Genomic DNA, 23,017 nt, shown 5'->3' on the forward strand with positions numbered 1-23,017 from the left:
AACCTGGATTCTCGGATTAACATGACGAGGTTGGCAATGCCACTCCGAGAGTCCTGTAAATATCTGCCTGCTTGTCCAGAAGCTCACCAATCCTGAGCGCACGCTTTTCGTCCTCATAACACTCAAGGACATCAAGCTTATCAAGCAGCTGTTGCATTGTGTAAGTTTTATATAAATCTGTTTCCTTCATCTTGTGATCAAGGTGGGAAATCAGAATTAGTGCTATAAACTCGTTGAATATTTTGCCATCGAGATTCTTCTCGGACTTGGCGAGAAGCCTTCTCATATTGAGTCTTTCCTTGAGATTGCCAAACGCTTTCTCTACGACATCCTTCATTCTGTATAGATGAAGGGCGGTGAATGCGTCCATCTTCTCGTTGGTGATGATGGCAAAGTATCCTATGTGCTTGCGAGCAGCTTTGATCTCATCTTCTTTGTAGTAGACCTGCCTTCCTCGGACAGGGGTATCCTTTACTTCAAAGAAACGGGCGTAAGCTTTCTTGTGATCCTCAACCGGTTTGCCAGAAAGAAGCTCATTGCAGTAGTCCATGATACGCTTGTCAAAAGCCTGCTCTTCATCAGCACCTCTTTCGATGCTGTAGAAATAGTGGATGTAGATCCGGCGTTTCTCTTCGAGGGTGTCGCCCTTGTATGGCCTGTCCTGAGTATAATTCCACTCAGCGCTGACTGTAAGTCCATAAGTATTAAGGCCTTCGTCGAAGTTGTTGAACATACGGATATCATCATATACATCATCAAGATTCTTCTTGATGAACTTAAGGGAGAGCTTTACTCCTACAAGGAATTTAACGTGCTCCCTGTACAGACCATTGATGTTGTCCTCAGAGTAAAAGCCTCTGTCCATGACAAACTTGGTCTTGCCAAAGCCCAGGATATCCAGATCCTCAAGAAGGTGCTTGACCGTCTTTGAATCAGGGATGTTGCCGGCAAGCTTGCGGTAATAGAACGGAAGACCGGATTTCTCTCCGAACACAAGAAGGAGATTTATCTGAGGAAGCCTGTCGTTTTCCTTGTTCTTGCCCCACTGAGCCTGCTTAAGAGTTTCTGAGTAGCTTGAGAAGCTGGAGCTGTCATAAGCCCAGTACTCATCCTCGACACGTCTCTTGGCCTGTAACCGCAAGAACTTGGCTATCTGATCATCAGTGATGGATGCGAACATCTCACTGCTTCTGGGTGAAGCTATATCTTGTCCATAAGGATGCTTATGGGTAAGATTCCATTTTTCAAACCTGTATAGAGGATTGTTATCCTCAAGTACAAGGTAAAAAGCTACTGACAAAAGCTTTTTGTACATATCCGGAAAGCACTGCTTAAGATCAGCTGTAAGTCCTATCTGATCAGCAAACTGCTCCAGAAGATATGTGGCGCCAAAATAAAGGTGCTTTGTCTCAGTATATGTGACCGGGCCTGTTCTGGCAGGCAAAGCTTTAGGAGTCTTGGACTCGCCTTTCTTTGCGCGTCCTCTGGTAGGGATTATCTCCCCAGAGACTGGGTCAACCTTTCCAATGCAGACACGCTTGGACCTCGACTGCTGTTTCTCCTTGTCCCAGTAATAGGTTGTCTCGTAAGCGTAGGTAATACCGGATCTTTTGTCAGTTTGTGTAATGATTGCCATCGCCCCACCTCGTCATGTTTTCTATAAATATTATAAAACATGACGATGCAAAAATCAAGAGAGAAATAGCAATAAATTCAGTATTTTAGCGGATTTCAGAAATCTGTGACGAGGTTTTCATCGTCACGTTTCCGAGAATCCAGGTTTTAAGATCATGATAACTAACACGAATAAAATATATCCATCATAGTTCCAGTACACAGCAAAGGGTGCGTCGCATATAAATACTCAACAATCCTATCTTCTCCAATTCCGCTATCCACCAATTGTTTCTTAATCTCACAATTATGTTTTCCAGCAGCCAATACAAACACCTTGCTATCACATACCATCACTTCTTCTGGTGATCTTACTATAGTGTAAAAAAATTCATTTCCCCACAATTCAGGACTATTATCACAGACAGAAAGATCCGAGCATATTTTATTTTTTACTAACCACGTATACACGCTCTTTCCTATTTTTCCAGCGCCAAATACAACTATTCCATTTGCTTTTTTTATAGTCGCTATAAAATCCGTAGCATTCTTATCTAAATTGCTAAATTTATCTTCCACAAAAGATGCATATTTTTCATATGAATCCAACAAAAGCAACACTTCATTCTTCATATTCTCCGAAAGATCATCAAGAATCAGTGCTTTTGAATCCAACATTTGTTTTATCAAGCCTCTAAACTTATTCATTGTTTCTGCTAACATCTCATCTTTAATATGGTTCAAAAGGCAAAAACGGTATGAAGTTAGCATTGTAGCAATTATAGTTTCAGCAATAAAATGCGCCTTGAGATTATCTCCATTTATCGCTAATTGCATTTTATCTGCTAAAAAACTGCATTCATTATAGTTAAAGACTAAACCTTTGGGATTAAACATGGACGATGATGCGTTATCTCTTCGATAATAGTAGTATGCCTTGTCAACATATATAGCTCGGTCCACGCATGCATAAACCTGATATCTAAAACCACAATCCTGAAAAGCAGCTCCCGGACTTTCGTTCAGAAATATTGCATTATCTAACAAAAAGCTTCTCTTATATAGAGCATTCCAGATAAAAGGATCTGTTCCTTGCGATTTATTACAATAATCAATGAATGAAAAAGGGCCTCCACTTTTAATCCCTTCTCTATCTAGCGATACCTCATTTGTAAGATACTTGCCATCGAGACCAGTTATAAACGCATAATAGCCACATTTTACAATATCTGCATCTTCCTTTTTAGCTATGGAGTATAGTTTTTCCAACATATCAGCCGCAATAAAATCATCTGTTTCTACTACGGAAACATACTCTCCATGAGCAAGTGACATTCCTAAATTAACCTGGTATCCATAACTCTTTTTTTGAGAAGTAACCAGTTTAACCCTACTATCTGATAAATGGCTTCCAATGATTTCCTTAGTACCATCAACTGAATCTGCATCAACACATATTATCTCAATGTCTAACAAAGTTTGGTTAACGACACTTTGCAAGCACTCATCAATATATTGACCAACATTATAGCTTGGCAGTATTACAGATACCTTGACATTTTCACTCATAACCATTTTTCACCTTACAGCTACAATAAATCATGCAATTCATAACAAGACATATAATTAGAATACCCATTCTTTTTAAGAATTGCCTCAATCTCTTCAATTCCCTGTTTAATCGATATAATGAAAAGTGCATCCTTTGGAAATGCACCTTCTTTTATTTCCTGAACCTTTAGCCTAGATTTAATTACAGGATTACCCTCTTTACTAGTTACTGCAATACTTACCAACTTGTCTGCAAACCTTGAAGTTTGTATATCTCCTATGATTCTAGTAGCATAAGCGCCCGCCCCATATACTACGATTGCCTTCGCATCATCTAATCTCTTTACGGCCGCGTCCTTAAACTTATAATATTTCTCATAAAAAAGCTTATCATTACTAATCAGCTCATCAATGGCATTCCAAGTTTTAGAGTCAACAGTATCCTTTTTGATTTCGCCTAGCTCAACACCCTTTTTTATATCATTCGAAAGTCTTTCTATAAATTCACATCGATATTCGTATCCAATTCGGCACATATCACTTAAACATGACAAAAAGCGCCTTTTCCATAACCATGGAAGAAGTTCATCCATATCTTGCGAGTACTTAATTAAACACTTCCTCATAAAATCATATTCATCACATAGTGCATATATCTTTCTCAAATCATAAACAGAAGAATCTGCATTATCTCTTCTCAAATGATAGAATGGACGATTTATAAAGAATGTTTTCCTTGAATACAACATTGTCTGAATCCAAAAACCATTATCTTGAAATGAAGCTCCTGGCGTTTCATTATGCAAAATATCATTACTGATCAAAAAATCTCTTTTATATATTCCAGACCAAGAAGTCATGTAGGCTTCAAATACTCTTCTATCATTTTTATAATTTGTTACAACATTGTATAAATCTTTGTTTTTGTCAGAAAGAATGTTATAAACATGCTCATAGTCATAGTTTTCATAAAACACAAAAAAATCTGCCTTAACTATATCTGCATCATTTTTATGAGCCGCAATATATAATTCCTCATACATTTTCGATTCAATATAATCGTCAGACTCTACAATTCCAATATATTCACCAGTTGCTTTCTTTACGCCCTCATTTAATGAATTGCCATAGCCAGTATTTGACTTATGAATAACCTTTACTCTTGCATCATTTTGGGCATATTCATCCAATATTTTAGGAGTTTCATCAATAGAGCCATCATCAACGCATACTATCTCTATGTTTTCTAAAGACTGATTCAATACGCTATCCAAGCACTTTTGGATTTGTTTTTCTCTATTAAACACAGGAATTATCACTGATACGTTGGGTCTATTGCTCATTCTTATTAACACCCCATTTTCATTTTCTTTTAACAAAAGACATCGTAAACTCTTTTTCATCGTTATAAGCTAGCAGATAGCTTTTTTCATTTAACAACTTTAACACCTTATTCTTTTTACTGATTCCATCTGGATAGAACCTCTCATGGAACTCAACAACTATCTGCTTAACACTGTTGTCTTTGCTATTTAAAATTTCTGGAATAATATCAAATTCAGATCCTTCAATATCCATTTTGATAACGTCTATAGTTGAACCCGCTACTAACTCCGAAACAATCGAAGAATATGTCTTCATTTGTACTGTTATCGGTATCACTTCAAGTTCTTCTCTAGTATCCAAAGCTCCACTAACATATTCTTTATTCTTTGGCAAATAGAAAGATGCCTCTCCTTCTTCCTTAGCTATACCGTACGGAAAGAATGATATGTTCTCGTTTGCTTTGTATTGTTCCATAAAATGAATCGCTTTTGGAGTAGGATCAAATGCATATATTTGAGCATCAAATTTATTGATCATTTCAAGATCAAAAGATATTTCCTCCCCTATTCCAAAAGAAAGAACAATCGGCTTCTCACCTAAAACATTTCTATCTATCCAATATCCTCCATAGTCACTTCCTACTTTTTCTAAGCCATCTGACACCCACTGTATTGGCACGTCTACAAGAACGTCTTCATTCCAACCGGCTAAAATTTTAAACTCATCAATAGATACAATTTTTTCTTTTATTTTTTCATATATATCAATCGCTTCAAGATTATCAAGCACTTGCAATTTATACTTATCTGAAACAGCTATAATAAGATAATCAAAATCATCTTTTATTTTAGAGCATGAATAAATAGGTCTATCAAAAAAAGATAATTCATCCACCTTAGACTGAATAAAAAAACAAATATCAACATCTATATTTCTATATTGAATCCATTTTAGTAATCTCTCAGAATAACTGCCTGTCCCATAAATCGCTATACGCTTTTTCATGCTATTCACCCACTACACAATAATCTAAATTTCTTTTATATCCATACGATTCAACTATTCTTTTTACATCATCTGCATCTTTCAATGCCACAATTATAAAAGTGCTTTTCTGTTTGTTTTTTAAAGCCTCTGGATCCTTGTAAAAACTCTTAAGTTTCCCGCCATCATAGCACTCTACATCAATGGACAAGTTCTCTGCTTTACATAATTCCATGTAAACGCTTTTCCCATAATGCCCCATACCCCAGATAGCAATTTTTCTACTTCCTAGGACACTCTTGGCGTTTCTAATCGTATCTTGAAAAATAGAATTACGTTGAAACACGTTCTTATATAGTTGAATCATCCTTTTTTCTGCTAGCTCATTTATTTCAAAATCTTCCGGATAGTATTCAACTGGTGTGTCTAACAATGTCATATTTCCATTTAGAGCATCTAATGTAGCATCTTGGCAATTAGTTCCTGACTCATCATAGATAGTCATTGATAATGGCTTTTTCGAATACAAAATCAATCCATTATTTTGGACAATAGTGGCATACCAAAATGCTGCCCAAGAATCTAAAGTCCCGTCATAATTAGCCATAATCTGCTTCCACAAATCAAACCCAGCTTTATTATATCTGTACACCTCATTTCTAGGAGTATCCTTAAAGAGAGCTTGAGGATCTCTTTTATATAAATCCCAGCTTTCTTTCCAAGTTGCCCAGCCGAGGCAATCAGAAAAGCCTGAAAAAAAAGTGTTTGGAAGATCGTCTGTGCAAATGTCTATCATGCTTCCGCAAATTTGCATAACTCTGGAATCATCACAGTACTTATCAAGAGCCTTATTCATATAATCCAGAAAAAATGGAGAAAGCACCAAATCATCTTCTAAAACTATTACTCGACCGTACTTTTCTACTACTGTTGTTACGCCATCGATAATATTACGCCTAAGTCCCCAGTTTTTTTCTCGCTCAATGACTGTCTTACTTTTGAAACCTTTTATGCTCTGCAGATACTTCCTTACTTCATTCACTGCATCTTGCTTTTCTACATTTGCTGCAGCATCTGAATAAACAAAAAGATCAGAATACTTAAATTCATCGTTCTGCAAAAGTGTTTCTATTAATTTTTTTAGATGGTCGACTCTGTTATACGCAAATATAACTATAGGTGCATACTTCTCCATAATAGACTAATTCCTTTCCTCAACATCAACTCCAAATTGTCCATGTCCTATTTATCTGCCTAGCAAGTTCCTCGGCATTCCAGTTTCTAACAATATTCCTTGGTATCTGGTATTCATCTATTCCGTCTCTCCACAATCCCTGCTTTACAATACCAGCTTTTTTGATTTTTTCTTCTTTTAAAATCTCGCATGTATTATCTGTGTAATCAGACCTTGTCCCAAATGGATATGAAAAAACCGTTATCTCTTTACCAATGATAGCTTCTAATCTTTTCTTTGACTCTCTAATTTCCCACCTTTGTTCCTCTTCGCTTTCACAAGCAAGTGAGCTATGAGTCACAGTATGGGCACCAATAGTTATATATTTTGACTCAGCTAGTTTTCGCAGTTCTTCTTGATCAACTAATCTAAATTCTTTTCTAGGAAAATCATTAGGTTTTATTATGCTGGCTAATCTTCTTATCTCTTTCTCTCGATCTTCGGCACTCATCGCTTTCATTATTCGATGAGCACATAAGTAGCTTTCATATCTATTTTCTTCACTGTCAAATGCTAATTCTTCTGTTCCTATTACTATCTTTTCTGGCCTATGACTTGGTAATAACAATAAAGACTCAAGCGCGTCCCACCACATTTCATTGGCTGTTCCCAAATTTCCAGAGCTGACAAATATAGTGGCGGGCACTTCATATTTCTCGAGTATAGGAAGTGCATTCCAATAATTATCCGCATAGCCATCATCAAAAGTAAGTACGATAGATTTATCCTTTAAACAAGTCCAATCATCCTCAAATCTTACAACGTTATAGTTTTCCTTAATATATCTAACTTGTTCCTCAAAATTCTCAACACTAACTGCCAGTTGCTGTGGATCAGTAGACAAATTGATAACGCGATGATAAAACAAAACATTCACACAGTTATCGGCAATATATGAACCAACATATTTATTTTCAGCCTTTGCCTTTTCGACATCATCGTCACTAAAAATTGAATAATTGCTAATTCCTCTCTTTTCTAATTCTGCAGTCATCTGAATAGCATTCTTTGTACTAGCCGCTATAGCAAAAGCTGATTCAGGTTTTTCATCTATTTCAGCTATAGTTTTTACAGACTTTCCAAATATCTCATTTCTATCTTTTTCTTTAGTAACAATGAAATTACAAAAATCCAGTCCGTGTTCCTTTAGCCATATAGCCAATTCTTTGCCATATATACCTGCACCATATATATTTATTTTGCCATTATTCTTCTCGCAAAACTCACGCCAATCCTGTGTCATCAGAATTCCTTTCTTGCAGTTATTCCTATTACAATTGGATAGTCCTTATCTTGAGCATCCAGCATGTTCTTTTCATCCAAATCTTCAACAGAAACTCCTTGTACAAAAGCTGTTGCAGATAGTGCATTACCAAAAGGCGAAACTTTAATATTCTCTGATTCAAATTTATCTTCCAGAAGCTTCTTAATCGATAGCTCAGTGAATCCCCAATAATGTCCCCACCTATCCATATCAAATCTTGAAATAGGCGTAATAGTTCCAGCTACTGTAGCTAGCAAATATCCTCCTGGTTTCAACAAATAATGTGCGCCTTCAATAGCTTTTTTTACATCGTAAATAAAATTAAATGTCTGAGTACAAATAAAGACATCATACTTTTCCTTTGGTAAACTTGCTGTATTTGTCAGATCCTTTCCTTTTGCATAGTCCAAAATATCAAAATGTGTCTCTTCATTACGAGTTGAGCTGAAGTACTTCTTACTATAGCTGTCTGCCCCTACTTCAATAATATTACTAGGTTTAACTCCACTATCTATTATTTCATGAGATGCTTCTTCTAAATAGTTCTCGATATAGTATCTGTCAATCGGCGTTCCACGGTCTAAGCCGAACACTCTGCTTACAGGTTCTAATCCATGTAATAGTCTTCTGTCTTTTACATCGTCAGTCTCCCTGATATATTCAGCCACACTATCTGAATCAACAAATAAATAATTATCAAACTTATATTTATTAAGAACTGTTTCTACGTCACCTCTATTCTTCAAAGAAACTGTAATTAAAATCCCACTTTGTCCTATTTCTTCATCTGAGTGCTTTGCAAAAAAATCATCAACCTCAAATAAATCAACTCCATCAATCTCATATATTTTGCTTAAATTATTAGTAACAATTGCCCCTTTAAACTTAGAACTATGATCAGTCAACTCCCTAATCACTTTTTTTCCTAAAGTACCATTCCCATAAACATATACTTTTTGATTCTTGCTAATAAAATCTGAAATTTTCCCCATAACTTCATATCCCTCTACATAGTTCAAGCATTCTACGCAAGATTGTTTTCAATCAGTTCTTCATATATGGTTAGTAACTGCTTCTTAATCCTATCTCTGTTATATCTTTCAGAAGCCACTCGCTGCTCTTCTACCGACATGCGTGTTGCAAATGCATCATCATCAAAAACTCTTTTAATGCATGACATAAACATATAATCTGAATCCATTTGGTACATGAGCCCAGTCTCTCCATGAGTAATAAGATCTGGTGTCCCCCCTGTATACGAAGCCACTACAGGGACTCCAAGAAGTTGGGCTTCTCCAATTGAGTTTGATGAATTTTCAATCGTTGACGGACAAATAAAGACATTACATTCCAAAAACATTTTTATCATTTGCATAGAATCCAGTGTTCCTGTGAAAGTAATAACATCCTCAATTTTATATTTTTGAATCAAAGACAAGATATATTGCTCATAAGGCGATTGCTTTCTGCTATCCTCAGCTATTAGTCCACTTCCACCTGAAATGAACAAATGAAAATCGTTATACTCTTGTTTCAATTTTGCTACAGAAGATAGAATAAAATGTAATCCCTTAATCGGATAGTAGGCCTGACTAATAAAAGCTGTATGCTTACGTGCCCTTTCTATTTTCCACCTATCTGTATTGTCATAAAAATCACTACGTAATATTTCATCACATAATCTGTAATGTACGTTGCTAGATAAACTTTCTATGTAAGCCTTATCCCATGATGTCCTTCCGAGCACTGTGATGCCGCTTTTAATCAACTCTATTTCGTACTTTCCTCTACGTTCTAGATCAGATGCCTCTTCTCTTATACTTCTTATGTTATTACATGAAAAGTCAATCCATTTGTCCGGAATTTCCAAGCTATAATAAGGTGCAATAGCAGAAATCAGACCTTGCACATGTAATACCACTCGTTTCAACAACCCAACGCGTTCTGCCGCAAGTGCAGCTGCATATGAATGTGGATATTCAGACCCCCATATATGTATTATGTCAGGCTTATAATCTTCATAAATAGCACAAAATTCGCTAATTGCTTCTTCATCTACTTCTCTGGTATCTATTTCACTATGATATGAATAATAAGTCAACTTTCCGCTTTTGCCTTTGATCATTTTTACTTCATCAATTATGGAAAAACAACAAGCAATATCCATATCAGAATTATCAGCCAGTGCACGATGCATTCCACTTATCCAGCCTTCAATATGTCTTTTCTTAACTTTGTAAATATCACTGTATTCAGGAGTGATAACTTTGCATATCCACAATACACGCATTGTTCTTACCCTTATTGCCTCGCATGTCAAAACTATAATTATTTTTAATGAACATCATGAACTATTATTCTAGCTATAGCCCAAACGATATATACTATTCAGACACGACATACCTTTTTCGAAATAAAGCATCTACCTGGTTGCCAAAAACATCTGTTGCCAGTTGAACCAACGTGATAATGTGTGCATTTGGTCCCAAGATCTTTTTTATTTCTTCAATTATTTTGTTATCAACATTTCTTATTGCTACAATTACTAATCCACTATATCCAACAAGTACAGCCGGTTCCTCGATACATATATTACATATTTTTATTTTATTTTTAGTTATATCACTATCTACCACATGATCTATTCCACAACAAGCTGAAATAATAGAGCATAATCTACTCCCCCAAATGCCAGCCCCCCAAATAGAAATCCGATTGAATTCTAATTTAGCCTTTAAATATTCATTAATATCTTCTTGCCTATTAGAAGCGTTCATGATCATGTGTAGGCAACAATCTATCCTCTTATCTCTTTTTACCTTTTCTATTATTTTCTCATCCGCATTTTTATTTACTACATCAAAACTCGCTCTTATACTTTCCCAGAAACGTTCCTCATAATATCGACTACTTATTCCACCATCTAGAAAGCCAGCAATAATTCTATCAATATATTTGAATTTCATTCCTTCATCATACGCAGCAAGAAACCATTTATAATCCGCTGAGATGTTGTAACTAATATCAAAAAAACCTATTTCATAAAAAGATGTTCTTTTGGTAAAAGCAGCTTGGTGACAAAAAGGCATTCCTTTCCATATGTCATCTAATGGTTGTGCCATTCTTTGGCCTATAACATTTCCATCATCAATTATATTTGCATTTCCAAAAACAACATCCGCATTACCTTCTACTTCAAGAAGGTCAAAGCATCTATCATAAAGAATATCTCCACTATTTAAAAAAAGCACCCACTCACCTGACGCAACTCTCAAACCTTTGTTCATTGCATCGTATATGCCATTATCTGGTTCACTCACCCAATATGTAATATGCTTTTTATATTGTTCTATTACGTCTAATGTTCCATCAGTTGATTGTCCATCAATAATTATATACTCACAGTTATCTAGCCCCACTTTTATGAGGCTCTTTATAGTCTGTTCTAGGTAGTTTTTAGAATTTAAACATACTGTAATAATAGATAATTTCTTATTTCCCATTTAATCACTCATTTAATAATTTGAAATTTAAAACAATGTATCCACAAACTCAAAAACTGAAATATCAACTTTTTCATTAACATCTATTATCTCTATCTTGGGCATTTTCTCCTTAATTAGTTCCTTAATAAACTCATGCGCTTTACATGAACAAATAACCACTTTCCCACAAGATATTTTTTCTTTCTCAAAATCTAGAACCGTCTGTTTCCTGTACTGCTCTCCTTTTTTGTATGTATCATAAAACACAAGCGTTGCTTTTATTTTTCCGCACAGTCTACTATATAAATCCAACATTCCATTTGTTCCTCTACCTACGCCATATATCCCCACCACCAAATTATCATGATCTAATTCCATTTTTTTGAATAATTTATAATAAAATGACTTGGCCCAGCGGAACAGTCTATGGTAAATAACACTATATCTTTCTTTTTTTTCGCAATTTGCAATCACCCATGATGATATCTGAAATAATACCAATTTGTTGTCATCTCTCCACAACTCCAAGTCAGTAATATCTCCTAAAAACATATCAGAAAACTCATCAATAGCCTCATAAAAAAAAGAAACAGTTTCTTTACTTAATTCAATTTTGCAATCATTACATTTTTTGTATATATTTATAAGTTGCTGCAAAGTATCTAGCAAATATTGACGAACATAATATTTTTTTTCCAAATTAGCAGTCAATGAAAATTTCCATATTCCTCTAAACACAACTATTAAATCGCAGATTTTCTTATCGGACATAGAAGATAGCATTGTGCTTCCATATCTATATCTTCTAATATATAGCTCCTTATCAATATGAATAACTTTATTAGCAGTCATCATGAATCTAAATGCAAAATAATTATCTTCATACACTACATGTTCAGGAAACAAAATCTCATTCTTTTTTACAAATTCTGTTTTATAACATGTCAAACAAACAACAGGCTTATAATCCCATGGATATGTTTCTAAGAAAAAATCTTGGCCTTTCATAATTATATAAGAATAGCGTCCTTTTCTTATATAATCTCTTTCCTGAGATTTTTGCATTGCTTCTCCGAAACCTGTTCCATTGTAGTAAACAGCATCAACATCTTCAGTAAGGTGTTGGTTGATGTAGCTATGCGCATTTTCACTCAGCAAATCATCCGCATCTAAAAATATGAAATAGTCAGATGTAACAGAACATATTCCTATATTTCTAGCATATCCCTGTCCATTATTTCTCTGTTCAATTATCGATATATACGGATATTCCATAGCATACTTTTTACATATCGAAAGTGTATCATCTTGTGATCCATCATCAATGATAATAACCTCAGAAAATGGTACCTTTTGTGAAACTACACTGTGCAAACACTCACCAATCCATTTTTCAACATTATATGCTGGAATTATAACCGCTACGCTTTTATCCATCACTTGAGTCCCAAATCAACCTATTTATAATTTCTATAGTTACTTTAGTCTTGCATATGCTATCCAAGTATAATTGTGAGCTTCTTCTAAAATGACAGGATATCGTTTTAGCACTTTTTCATCTAGTAAAGGCACATCAACTTCAAAACCTGCAGAATTCCATTCATTCCCCCATCTTGTCTTTTCAGCTAAATATAACGGTGGAAAAACAGTATATTCCTCTAAATTATCTTTGCAATATTTCTTATGTGCCATACTCTTCTTGAGATTATCATCTGCTGATAAATCCCTCGTATTGCGTAGCTCATCATACAGCTCAATTGACATAACCTTGTTCAAAGAATACACATCTCCCGTTCCAACTGGATAATTGTCTTCAAACATTGCTTCCTTAAATCCCATCCAGTTCATCTGTTGTAATCTTGTATACGCATTTTGATGGTCATCAAAAAAAATAACAGTCTGCAACGGATTTACAAGCTTAGCCCAATCTATTTCATTGAAATCCACATCGAAATATTCAACCTCGTCATCAATGTATACTCTTTTATCTAATCTAGGATCAATAGAAAAAATAGATGCTTGGGGACAAGCTTGGCGAAACGCCCACGTTCCTTGTCCTTTAAAAACTCCACTTTCTATTATGAATTTCGGTTGTCTCTTTTTCATTACATACCATGCCCAAAAAAGATGCGATGATAACATTCCCCCTTTATTATTTTGTATTGGGCGATGTTCATACAAATTCATAAACTCATCTATATAGTTTTTGGCATCATCTAAATTCCAAGTCATACTTCCATAATGTAGATTGTCCATAGTATCCCCCATTTCTATATTTCACTAAAATAGTACCCTAAGCCTTTATCAAGAATATCTTTTTCCAATGAGATAATTCTAATTTTAGTTAAATGTTCCATGTATCTGCGTATATCTTCTATTTCATAATAATTGGTTAATATAATTGCATCCACTTGTGGTAAATTATCTGTAGGTAAATATACTTTTTCTAACAAGCCATTGGGATTTCTATCAATTCCATAAATCACTTCTAATCCTATATCATCAATAAATGGAATTAGCTTTTTGGCCGCAGCGCCAAGGCCATATATTGCTACCTTCTTTATATTGCTATCCTTAAAAAAATTTGATAATTGCCTAATTACTTTAGGTTTATCTCGAACCATTCTCTCCAATTGTTTCTCTGCTAATGAAAGCATTTCTGAAATTTCTCTAATAGAATATCTATCCTTAAATAGAGTGTAATAATAGTAATATTGAAATTCTGCATAATCCGGGTCGTTTTTTATTGCTATGCTAAGGCTAATTGATAGCGCAAATCCTCTAGGATTATTGAGAAAATGCGCATTTTTACCAATTTTACTAAGCCCATCTTCTAGATATTCGCAAACCTGTATCTCTTTATCATACCAACAAAGCTTATATCCATCCCTCGCAATCATATTATGAACAATACTAGGCGATAGATATTTTTCATCTTCAAAAACTGGTGCAGGGTAACATTTCAACAACGCTGTTTTATAGCATTCTGACATATCTGCTACTAAATCATACTTCCGTCTTTCTATGTTTGTAGCTTCGATCATGTCAAATTTATATTTTTTTTCTCTACCTACAATTCTTTTTATGCCCGAAACGCCAGCTATTTCCACTCTATCCTCAATTCTGATAAACCATTCATGTAATGTCTCTAATGTATCATCTAACAAATAATCATCGCTATCAACATTCAAAAAAGCTACACTATCAGCCAGTTTCAAAGCAATATTATTTGCTCTCATCTTTCCACCATTACTTTTTTTTACATAAATAATTCTAAACTCATTTTCAGATACAATTAGTGAATCAAAAAAAGAAGATGTTTCATCAGTTGAGCCATCATCAACTACAATCCACTCAAAACTTTTATATGTTTGTCTTTTTAATGATTCATAGACATTGATTATAGTTTTTCTTCTATTGTATGTTGGCGTAAACACCGTAAAATATACTTGTTTTTTTTCACTAGTCATTCACAACCCCATCTCGGAAAAAGCCCGTTTGCTTGTATCGTTCCTCATTAATTTGCTTCTGTTCTAAATTCACCCAAGATTCATCATAATGATGAACGCTATATGAATGTCGTGTTAACTTGGGAGTCCACGAAAATGCCCCTTTAGGATCAAGTACATCTGTTGGGAACACAAGTAAATCTCCCACCTTTTGTAACTCGTTGTTTATAATTAGCCCATTTCTTACCAATACCCTTGTATTGTATACCGGAGATGCCGTAAGATTATATCCGCTATCCGTCTTAAAACTAATTGAATCATAATAATCTCGCATAGCTCTAATCGTAGGATTCTTTGCTTTACACCCAAAACCTAAACCAAGATTAATTGCAAAATTTCTTTGAAATCCAACAAATCCGTCATAAAACAACAAATCATCTAAAGGTTTAACTAATTCCACGTCTGCGTCTAAATAGATACCACCATAATCATAAATAACATCCAGTCTTAGATAATCTGGAACAAATCCCCATTTGTGAGCTTCATAGGCCTGTTTCATATAAGTGCATTTTGAAATATCATAATTATCTTCATTCCAACATTTGATTTCATAGTCAGGACAATACTTATACCACGATTCAATACATTTCTTATTTTTATCAGGCACTGGTCCGCCACCAACCCACACCCAATGTATTATTTTGGGTATGCTTTCATCATGTTTTTCTGGAAATTCATATTCATCTACCCTTAAAGACATCAAAGAATAAATATAACAATCATTCTGTAAATCACTTTTAAAACTATTAATTTGATCAACTATATCCTTACAATACATAGTAGTTATCAAAATCACAAAGCTTTCATCGAGTAATTTAATAGTTTCATCAACACTTCGGCACTCAATATTTAAATTATTAACTTTTCTTGTTTTTGCATGTTCATTATTATCAGCAATTAGTTCTATTTTACTAACCACATCTTTTGGACCGAATTCTAATAAGTGATCTAGTAACTTTCCCGCACCTATACAAGCAATCTTTTTATCTCTAATCTCACTTTCAAATTGTCTAAAGGTGACATCACAAATATTCATAAGTCTCATCCTTATCATAATAGAAAAAGCTTGTATTAGTTATCTGTCATTTACTGCTTAGCTTTTTCCATAACTGTGTATTGTCTCTTATCTTCTTCGCCCTTTTATCCTCTTTTTCATAACTCCATCCAAAATTGTCATAATGAACACAGTATGTATTCTCATTACTACTGTCGTTATCAAAAAGGACATAATCAAGCGGCATAAAAAATTCATGTGGAAAGACTGTCGCATTCTCTATTTTTTGCAAACAACCATTCATCTTAATTCCTTCTTTTACCAAAGTATCCCTAACCAAAGAAGGCTGAAAATAATTAGCAAACTCTTTCTTATCATTAGGTGGAACTATTGTTTCATATAATCCCAATAAACGCTGAACAAGCGCATTGTTTTTCTTTGCACCCATCACTGCTAAGTCAACCATAATATTATTAGAAAACGATAAAATACCATCATTTCCAAGCAGATCATCAAAAGGCTTATATACTTCAACGTCCATATCAAGGTATATGCCGCCATATTCATTCAGCACATCTAGTCTTGCAAAGTCACATGCGTATGCCCACGCTTTACATTCGATAGCTTTTTGCAAAAAGCTATTTTTATGCCAATCATAATTATCCAGATTCCACTCTATGATCTCATAATCGCTTAGATGTTTAGGCCATGAATCCAAGCATTTTTGGTATGAGTCCGGCTTTTCTTCCCCACTAAACCAAAATGAATGGATAATTTTAGGAATCTTTTGTTCCTGATTCTTATAATCAATCGAATAATCACTATTATTATCTGTTATCTTTTGCATAAAAGGAAAAGCATAACAATCTATTGAATCATCTAACTCCATATCCATTAACTGATTGTACATATCATACATATAGATAGGACTTGTAAGAATAATAACTACATTTTTTTCATGGTTTAACTTATCCGGGGTATATGTATTTAATAATCTGTGTCCGATAGTTACATCGCCTAGGGGATTGTTATCCACTATGTACAGAAAGTTGCTTTCTAATTCCATTAACGGAGAATAATCTACAGATTTTAACCAGCTTCCTTTTCCGAAAAAAATAATTTTTTTGTCCTTAAATTGTTTAGATGCTTCATCTAATCTGCAGTTTTTTAATTTCATATATTTCCTTCTTCCCTAAAGTAAAAAAACTAACTATATCTCCCCAATCAATTTCACAGTTCTTTCCGTTGCGTGTCCATCATTGATTATTCCATTCTTTTCAATGAAACATTTTGATTTTTCAGCATACTCTTTTTCATCAAAGGCTAATATATTTGAAACCAACGCATCATTGTCAGAAGCTGTACTAAATGGAATTTCATCAAGTTCAAACATAAGACTACCGCGGTCTTTCACATAATCATCAAGGTCATCTGCATAGATAAATCCCATCTGACCATTTAAGAAACCTTCAAAGATACAGGTTGAGTAATCAGTAATGATTGCGTCTGTGGCTGCCATGATTTCATTCATATCAGGTCTTTGGGTAACATCTATAAGCCTTGAATTCTGATTTTTTACAGACATTCCTTCGCAATAAACAGAAAGCTGCGGATGAAGTCTTAAAAACATGTACCATTCCCCACCAAAACGCTTCTGAAAAGCTTCAAGTACCCTATCAAAATCAAGAGTAATAGGATTTTCATTTATAGCTCTCTTAGTTCCTTGGCTACCGCCTCTAAATGTTGGAGCATATATTATTATTTTGGCTTCCTCCGGGATATTGTATTCATGCCTCAGCTCCATTCTCTTTTCAGCTACATTGTTTACGAGCACATCGCATCTAGGTGATCCTAACTGGTCTATTACTCCATCATAGATAAGTCCCTCTCTCCACATGTCTGTACAATATGAGCTTCCAGAAATAGCATGATCGATCAAGTCTGAATCTGCCTTGCTGACCAAATATGCCATTTTGGAAAAGAGATTACCTCTATACTTACCAATTGGTTTTAAACTTAGTGATCCATGCCATGTTTGAATATATGTAGTGCCTTTTCTTTTTCTAGTGCCATAGAAGGTTCTAGTATTACCTATCCAAAATCTGGCAGTAGTCATATGAAAAGCTCTATTCCATGTTGTATCTTTTATCTTATGGATTTCCTTAGGAAACTCTTTTGAGATATCTTTTACGATCCAATAGAGCTCAAAAGAATTCTTCCCTTCTTTTTTCTGTTTCAATAGCCCTTCAGCAATATATCTTGGGCTACAGCCGTATCCACCAGTACCTTCAAAGGTCCACAAAACAATCTTGTTCTTTTTTATAGGAAATATCCTGCATAGCAAGTATGGTATCCCATATAAAAAAGCTTTTATTTTTCGCTTCGCTACATATCTTTTTTCTTTATCCATGATAAAAAGGCTCTTTTCCTGCTTATTCATCTAACAAATTGAGAAATCTTTCCAGACTATATACAAGAAGCTTCTGCTCGCCAGTTAAGTCTTTTGCGCAACCTTCTATGAACTCATCTCTTGTAGGGCCTTCCCAAGATGCCATCCATGCATCAGCTGGTCTAGACATTGGAAGCTTCTCTGGAACATCAAGTGAAGGATATCTCATACGGAATAATTCGCGAATCAGATACTTACTTTCGCCATTCCTGATCCTCTGTATATCAAGTGGCTCAGTAAGGTGCATTTCCTCATAAGGATCAATGAAGCCTATGCCTTCTGCTCTACATGCAAGAGTCAAAGCAGCAGCTGTTGCCCTTCCATAAATGTTACTGATGAAATCCATATAGTTAGCCATTCCATCCGCCTTTTTATAGTTTTCATAAAACTGATATATATCTGCAGGATCTTTTAAAACTTTCTCTGGATGAACGTATATACTTCTTTCAATCCACTCTTCATATCCCCAGTCTTTAGAGAGCATTTTACTCATTCCGCCAAATTCAATGTCAGCGGTATCGCCGTGGACCAAACAATTAAGTCCATCAGCCTTAGCTCTTTTTGCAATCTTATATGCCTGTGGCTCATTTGAAATAATTGGAAATCCCTGGAATATCATGAGCGGATTCATTCCCTTGTCGTAGTCTTCCCAATCTACTTCAATTACTACATGTTCGAGGTCATAAAGATCACAGTATTTTCTTGCCTGAATGGTCTCATCAACTGCATTCTTACCAACGCACTTTGCAGTGTAGGCTTTTGTCCCTTTTGGCATATATGAAGCTAAAATTGCAGAATCCATTCCGCCACTCAAGAGCACGCCTGTATGCTTCAAATCAATCTTTTCTAGAGATTCTCTAATATTACGATCGATATCCTGCGCTGTTTTACATGGTCTTTTCTTTTCCGCAGGAATCATTTCGTGGTCTAAGTGAGGTATTCCCTCTTTAAAAATCTTTTCTTCATCCACAACAAATCTGAATGCCAAATATGAACTCATGCAAAACTTCTTATCTACTGTCATCTTCGTCCCCTTTTCCTTTAGTCTTTTTCATATACTCGATTTGGAATCTCTACTCTTAACATCGTAGAAGAAATATTAGGCGTATGCGGCAGATACACCACTTCCACCCCAAATGGCTCCAGATCTTTTTCTGTCTGAATCCATCTTTCATTTCCTTTCCAATCATCACCAATAAATACTGCATCAAATTTATACTTCTTGTACTGCTCAACTTTATCTAACGTGTCCGCTATAACGCATTCATCTACATTTCTCAGATTACGTATTATTTCGGCACGGTCTTCCTGACAGATAACCGTTTTCTTGTTTTTGTATTGTTCCACCAAAGCATCTGAATTAACTCCAACTATGAGCTTTTCACACATAGCTGCAGCACTATTAATGATATGCAAGTGACCTATATGAAACATGTCATATACGCCCTGCGTGTATCCAATTTTGTATTTTGGTTTTTCGCTCAAACGAAACCTCCTAAATAAAAACCTCCCATGTAAGACAACTACATACCTTACATCGGGAGGTTCTTTTTACTTCATCATTTTATCCAATTCTTCTATCGAGATGCCTAATCTCTTAGCTGCATCTTCTTTTGTGATAAGGCCATCATGAATCAATGAGGCCATAGCCTCAACGCCTTTTTTCATTCCTTCTTTAATACCTTCTTTAATTCCTTCTTCTTTTCCTTCGTCGTAGATTCTGAAGCCTGGTAAATCAAGTACTTTTCCACCCATGACATCACCTACTTTCTTTTGGACATTTTCCTGCTTCGTAGTGAGCTTATATGCAACACTATGTGTTAGCCTTATGATAGCATCGTAAGATGCTGATGACAAGCTACCTACAGCAAGCTCCTTATCTAATCGCTCAAAGATATCCTCATAATTTTTCAGAAGTTCATCTATCTGATCCATATCTTGATTCATCTCGGATAATCTTTTCTCAAAGTTGAAAATAAAGAATGGAATTAACATAAAGAGCTTCTCTTCAAAAATCTTGTCTATACTATAATCCGACATCTTCAGCATTGGTATTTCATAAGATACTTCTTTACCATCCGGCATTACAATCTCTATAACTCCTGATTCAGGTGCCTCTTTTGAAAATCTTAGTAATAATAATCCTGAATTTGGAAATCTGAATCTCACCTTATGTACATTTATCTCGTAAGCATTCTTGGCTATCTGAGTGTCATACTCAAATATTCTTACCAACATTGATCTGCTATAGACCTTGCTCTCGCATTCAAGGTGATATCTCTTGGTTATATTCTTGTAAGTAATCTCAAAACTGGAATCTGTAATACGTTTTTCCTCTGAACCATCTTCATGCTCGACAAACTGTTCGTTTCTAAGTCTTTTCACTACTGCACTCTTGCCATACTTTTCTCTAAACATATGATACACCAGTGGTATTAGCAGATCATCGCACCTTCCCTCCATTGTTCTGAAAGCATCATCGTATGCAGATTCAGAATACAATGGATTATCTTTCTTCTTTACTTCATCCATACTTTTCCTCCTACGTATGTTTAATACATCTCATGCATAGGCAAGAAAAATAGAATATCACCAAGAAACTCAGAAAATAAATAGTTAGATAAACGAAATCATCAAATATATATCTTAGTCATGGGAATAGTCTGGCGAATGCCACGAACACTATACATGAAATGCCCATGTAAGATATCATATCTATCTCCTAATGTAAAGTATGAAGTTGTCAAGGTACATTATCATCTATCACCAAAATATATTAAAAAGCTATTATCGCAAATACTTATCCGGCTCATTCAAGATGAGGTCCGTTGCTCCTTTTTCTGCATACTTGTTCACATCCAGCTTGCCGCCGGTTGGAAGCTCAGGATAAAGATGTCCGCCAAACCAGGCTCTTACATCGCGGCCTTTGAATTTCTCAGCTGGGATATCCATGTAGATTCCTGCTGGATGCAGAGCTATACTGCCATTTGGTACGTCTCTCCACATGGACTCAAGGCCAATAGCTTTATAGAGGCAGTTAGAAACGTAATTATCAAGAACCCCAAGCTTAGCTGCAGGATCAATAGCATGTACATTAACCAGTGACTCAGCCCAGAAGCTGGAATATACGATATTGTCCTTAATGCCCATCTCATCAACAAGAGCCACGATCTTTTCTTCGATTCCAGGATAGTTGAAGACACTGGTCTTGAGCTCGATGTTGATCATGAAGCCATCGTTTTTCATTCTTGGTAAAAGAAGCTCTATAACCTCTTTCATTGTTGGAACGCGCTCAGTATCTACGCCTCTTCCAGCAAAAATGTGGAGCTGTTTAAGTTCCTTTAATGTATAGTCTCTGACATAGCCAAAGCCATCAGTAGTTCTATCAACCTTCTCATCGTGAATGACCACGATCTCGCCATCCCTTGTAAGCTGAATATCCAGTTCAACTCCTGTAAGATTTTTGACATTCATAGCCTTTTCAAATGCAAGTAATGTATTTTCTGGATATAACTGGCTACAACCTCTATGAGCCCAAATTTTCATGGTAAAAAACCTCCATTCTTCTCAAAACACTTATAATTTAATTCTGTTTCAATGTTTCCTACTTTTCAAAAACTTCTCAAACACCCTCGCTCTAGCAACCGCCTCATCTCTCTGACTATTAGCCACCTCTCCGCCACTAACTCTGCGTTCAAACTCAGTAAACTCGTATCTAAGTCCATCTCCAAGAAATTCGCATTCATAGCTGTCTATCTTGGATGGATCTTCGTATCTAACTTCAAAGCGTTTTGTAAGCCACCAGGGTGATGGCACTAGGATATATCCCTTTGCTGCTGATATCAGGAGCTGACCTTCACTTTTAGCTGTAAGTCCTGTCTTGGCAGTTCCGGTTTTCCTAATTGCACTGACCGCATCAGCCCCTCCGACACCACTAGACTTATCCCCATAAGCAAACGCTACCTTGCTATATCCATCCACTCCCGACTCAGCAGGAATACTCATAAACCTTACATCACTGTAATCAGTTCCCAGAAATCTCATTACCGGCAATAGACAATAGGTTCCAAACTCAGTAAAAGAGCCGCCAAACTCAGTATCATCAAACTCTCTGCCGTAAGGCTCAGATAGTCTAGTAAAAGCAGCTTCCACATCTATAACTTCTCCGATAACACCGCTTTCAAGAACTTCGCAGATTTTCTTAAAACCTGGGCAAAACTCTGTCTTAACTGCTTCCATCAGCACATGCTTTTTATCAAAAGCCATATCAAACAGCTCTTTGGATTCCGCTTCAGAAAAGCACATAGGCTTTTCGCAGATAACATGCTTGCCGTAGCCCAGCATCTGCCTTACGTAAGAAGCATGACTCCCATGAGGAGATGCCACATATACCGCATCAATAGCATCAGCAAATTCAGAGATGTCTGAAAATGCCTTAGCCTTCATGCCATTATCTTCTATGAACTTTTCAGCATGGTCCAGATTGGGATTTAACACCGCAGTAACATCAATCCCATCCACAAAAGACAGCTCTTTTACCGCACGCTTTGCAATCCTTCCTGTACCTATGATCCCTAATCTCATAAACTACCGTCCCGTTTGCAGCA

Annotated in this window: 20 protein-coding genes; all 20 read right to left on the minus strand. The window is 35.6% G+C overall.

The genetic code is table 11. The features are described 5' to 3' along the window. Window positions 1-16 precede the first annotated feature (16 nt). The 20 genes from BLS24_RS01375 to BLS24_RS01470 all read right to left on the minus strand — a co-directional run bounded on the left by BLS24_RS01375 (window position 17) and on the right by BLS24_RS01470 (window position 22,994). Window positions 17-1,636: an IS1634 family transposase gene (locus BLS24_RS01375; protein WP_091755420.1), complete on the minus strand. Its 1,620-nt coding sequence runs from the start codon at window positions 1,634-1,636 to the stop codon at window positions 17-19. A 161-nt stretch (window positions 1,637-1,797) separates the two neighbouring features. Continuing rightward, window positions 1,798-3,183: a glycosyltransferase family 2 protein gene (locus BLS24_RS01380; RefSeq protein WP_176764298.1), complete on the minus strand. Its 1,386-nt coding sequence runs from the start codon at window positions 3,181-3,183 to the stop codon at window positions 1,798-1,800. A 20-nt stretch (window positions 3,184-3,203) separates the two neighbouring features. After that, window positions 3,204-4,544 carry a glycosyltransferase family 2 protein gene (locus BLS24_RS01385; protein WP_176764299.1) on the minus strand — a complete coding sequence of 447 codons (1,341 nt, stop codon included), beginning with the start codon at window positions 4,542-4,544 and terminating at the stop codon, window positions 3,204-3,206. Beyond that, a complete protein-coding gene (locus BLS24_RS01390; RefSeq protein WP_091755427.1) occupies window positions 4,528-5,496 on the minus strand; it encodes an FkbM family methyltransferase in 969 nt (322 codons plus the stop codon). The genes BLS24_RS01385 and BLS24_RS01390 overlap by 17 nt, the downstream gene beginning before the upstream one ends. A 1-nt stretch (window position 5,497) precedes the next feature. After that, the gene (locus BLS24_RS01395) at window positions 5,498-6,670 is read right to left on the minus strand and encodes a glycosyltransferase (protein WP_091755429.1); all 1,173 of its coding nucleotides are present in this window, start codon (window positions 6,668-6,670) and stop codon (window positions 5,498-5,500) included. A gap of 25 nt (window positions 6,671-6,695) precedes the next feature. Further along, entirely contained in the window at window positions 6,696-7,952 is a 1,257-nt protein-coding gene (locus tag BLS24_RS01400) for a polysaccharide deacetylase family protein (RefSeq protein WP_091755431.1), read from the minus strand. Next, the gene (locus tag BLS24_RS01405) at window positions 7,952-8,965 is read right to left on the minus strand and encodes a methyltransferase domain-containing protein (protein ID WP_091755433.1); all 1,014 of its coding nucleotides are present in this window, start codon (window positions 8,963-8,965) and stop codon (window positions 7,952-7,954) included. The genes BLS24_RS01400 and BLS24_RS01405 overlap by 1 nt, the downstream gene beginning before the upstream one ends. A 32-nt stretch (window positions 8,966-8,997) precedes the next feature. After that, window positions 8,998-10,263 (minus strand): glycosyltransferase family 4 protein, encoded by a 1,266-nt coding sequence (locus tag BLS24_RS01410; protein ID WP_091755436.1) that lies wholly within the window; start codon window positions 10,261-10,263, stop codon window positions 8,998-9,000. A 94-nt stretch (window positions 10,264-10,357) separates the two neighbouring features. Continuing rightward, window positions 10,358-11,476, minus strand: coding sequence for a glycosyltransferase family 2 protein (locus BLS24_RS01415; RefSeq protein ID WP_091755438.1), 1,119 nt, complete (start codon window positions 11,474-11,476; stop codon window positions 10,358-10,360). A gap of 27 nt (window positions 11,477-11,503) precedes the next feature. Continuing rightward, window positions 11,504-12,895 carry a glycosyltransferase family 2 protein gene (locus BLS24_RS01420; protein WP_091755440.1) on the minus strand — a complete coding sequence of 464 codons (1,392 nt, stop codon included), beginning with the start codon at window positions 12,893-12,895 and terminating at the stop codon, window positions 11,504-11,506. Between the two features lie 39 nt (window positions 12,896-12,934). Continuing rightward, complete coding sequence (locus tag BLS24_RS01425; protein ID WP_091755442.1) at window positions 12,935-13,714, minus strand: hypothetical protein; 780 nt, start codon at window positions 13,712-13,714, stop codon at window positions 12,935-12,937. A 14-nt stretch (window positions 13,715-13,728) separates the two neighbouring features. After that, window positions 13,729-14,928 carry a glycosyltransferase family A protein gene (locus BLS24_RS01430; protein WP_091755444.1) on the minus strand — a complete coding sequence of 400 codons (1,200 nt, stop codon included), beginning with the start codon at window positions 14,926-14,928 and terminating at the stop codon, window positions 13,729-13,731. Beyond that, window positions 14,921-16,003 carry a glycosyltransferase family 32 protein gene (locus tag BLS24_RS01435; RefSeq protein ID WP_176764300.1) on the minus strand — a complete coding sequence of 361 codons (1,083 nt, stop codon included), beginning with the start codon at window positions 16,001-16,003 and terminating at the stop codon, window positions 14,921-14,923. The genes BLS24_RS01430 and BLS24_RS01435 overlap by 8 nt, the downstream gene beginning before the upstream one ends. A 46-nt stretch (window positions 16,004-16,049) precedes the next feature. Continuing rightward, window positions 16,050-17,138: a glycosyltransferase family 32 protein gene (locus BLS24_RS01440; RefSeq protein ID WP_091755448.1), complete on the minus strand. Its 1,089-nt coding sequence runs from the start codon at window positions 17,136-17,138 to the stop codon at window positions 16,050-16,052. Between the two features lie 33 nt (window positions 17,139-17,171). Continuing rightward, a complete protein-coding gene (locus tag BLS24_RS01445; protein ID WP_091755928.1) occupies window positions 17,172-18,371 on the minus strand; it encodes a CDP-glycerol glycerophosphotransferase family protein in 1,200 nt (399 codons plus the stop codon). A 22-nt stretch (window positions 18,372-18,393) separates the two neighbouring features. Further along, complete coding sequence (locus BLS24_RS01450; RefSeq protein ID WP_091755450.1) at window positions 18,394-19,434, minus strand: asparagine synthase C-terminal domain-containing protein; 1,041 nt, start codon at window positions 19,432-19,434, stop codon at window positions 18,394-18,396. Window positions 19,435-19,451: 17 nt separating this feature from the next. Then, on the minus strand, window positions 19,452-19,895 hold the full coding sequence (locus tag BLS24_RS01455) for an FAD synthase family protein (RefSeq protein ID WP_091755452.1): 444 nt from the start codon (window positions 19,893-19,895) through the stop codon (window positions 19,452-19,454). A 66-nt stretch (window positions 19,896-19,961) separates the two neighbouring features. Next, entirely contained in the window at window positions 19,962-20,942 is a 981-nt protein-coding gene (locus BLS24_RS01460; protein ID WP_091755454.1) for a hypothetical protein, read from the minus strand. A gap of 255 nt (window positions 20,943-21,197) precedes the next feature. Then, on the minus strand, window positions 21,198-21,956 hold the full coding sequence (locus BLS24_RS01465) for a glycerophosphodiester phosphodiesterase family protein (protein WP_091755456.1): 759 nt from the start codon (window positions 21,954-21,956) through the stop codon (window positions 21,198-21,200). Window positions 21,957-22,004: 48 nt separating this feature from the next. After that, a complete protein-coding gene (locus BLS24_RS01470; RefSeq protein WP_091755458.1) occupies window positions 22,005-22,994 on the minus strand; it encodes a Gfo/Idh/MocA family protein in 990 nt (329 codons plus the stop codon). Between the last annotated feature and the right edge of the window lie 23 nt (window positions 22,995-23,017).

The organism is Butyrivibrio sp. INlla18 (assembly GCF_900103635.1).
In the GTDB taxonomy this organism is placed as follows: domain Bacteria; phylum Bacillota; class Clostridia; order Lachnospirales; family Lachnospiraceae; genus Butyrivibrio.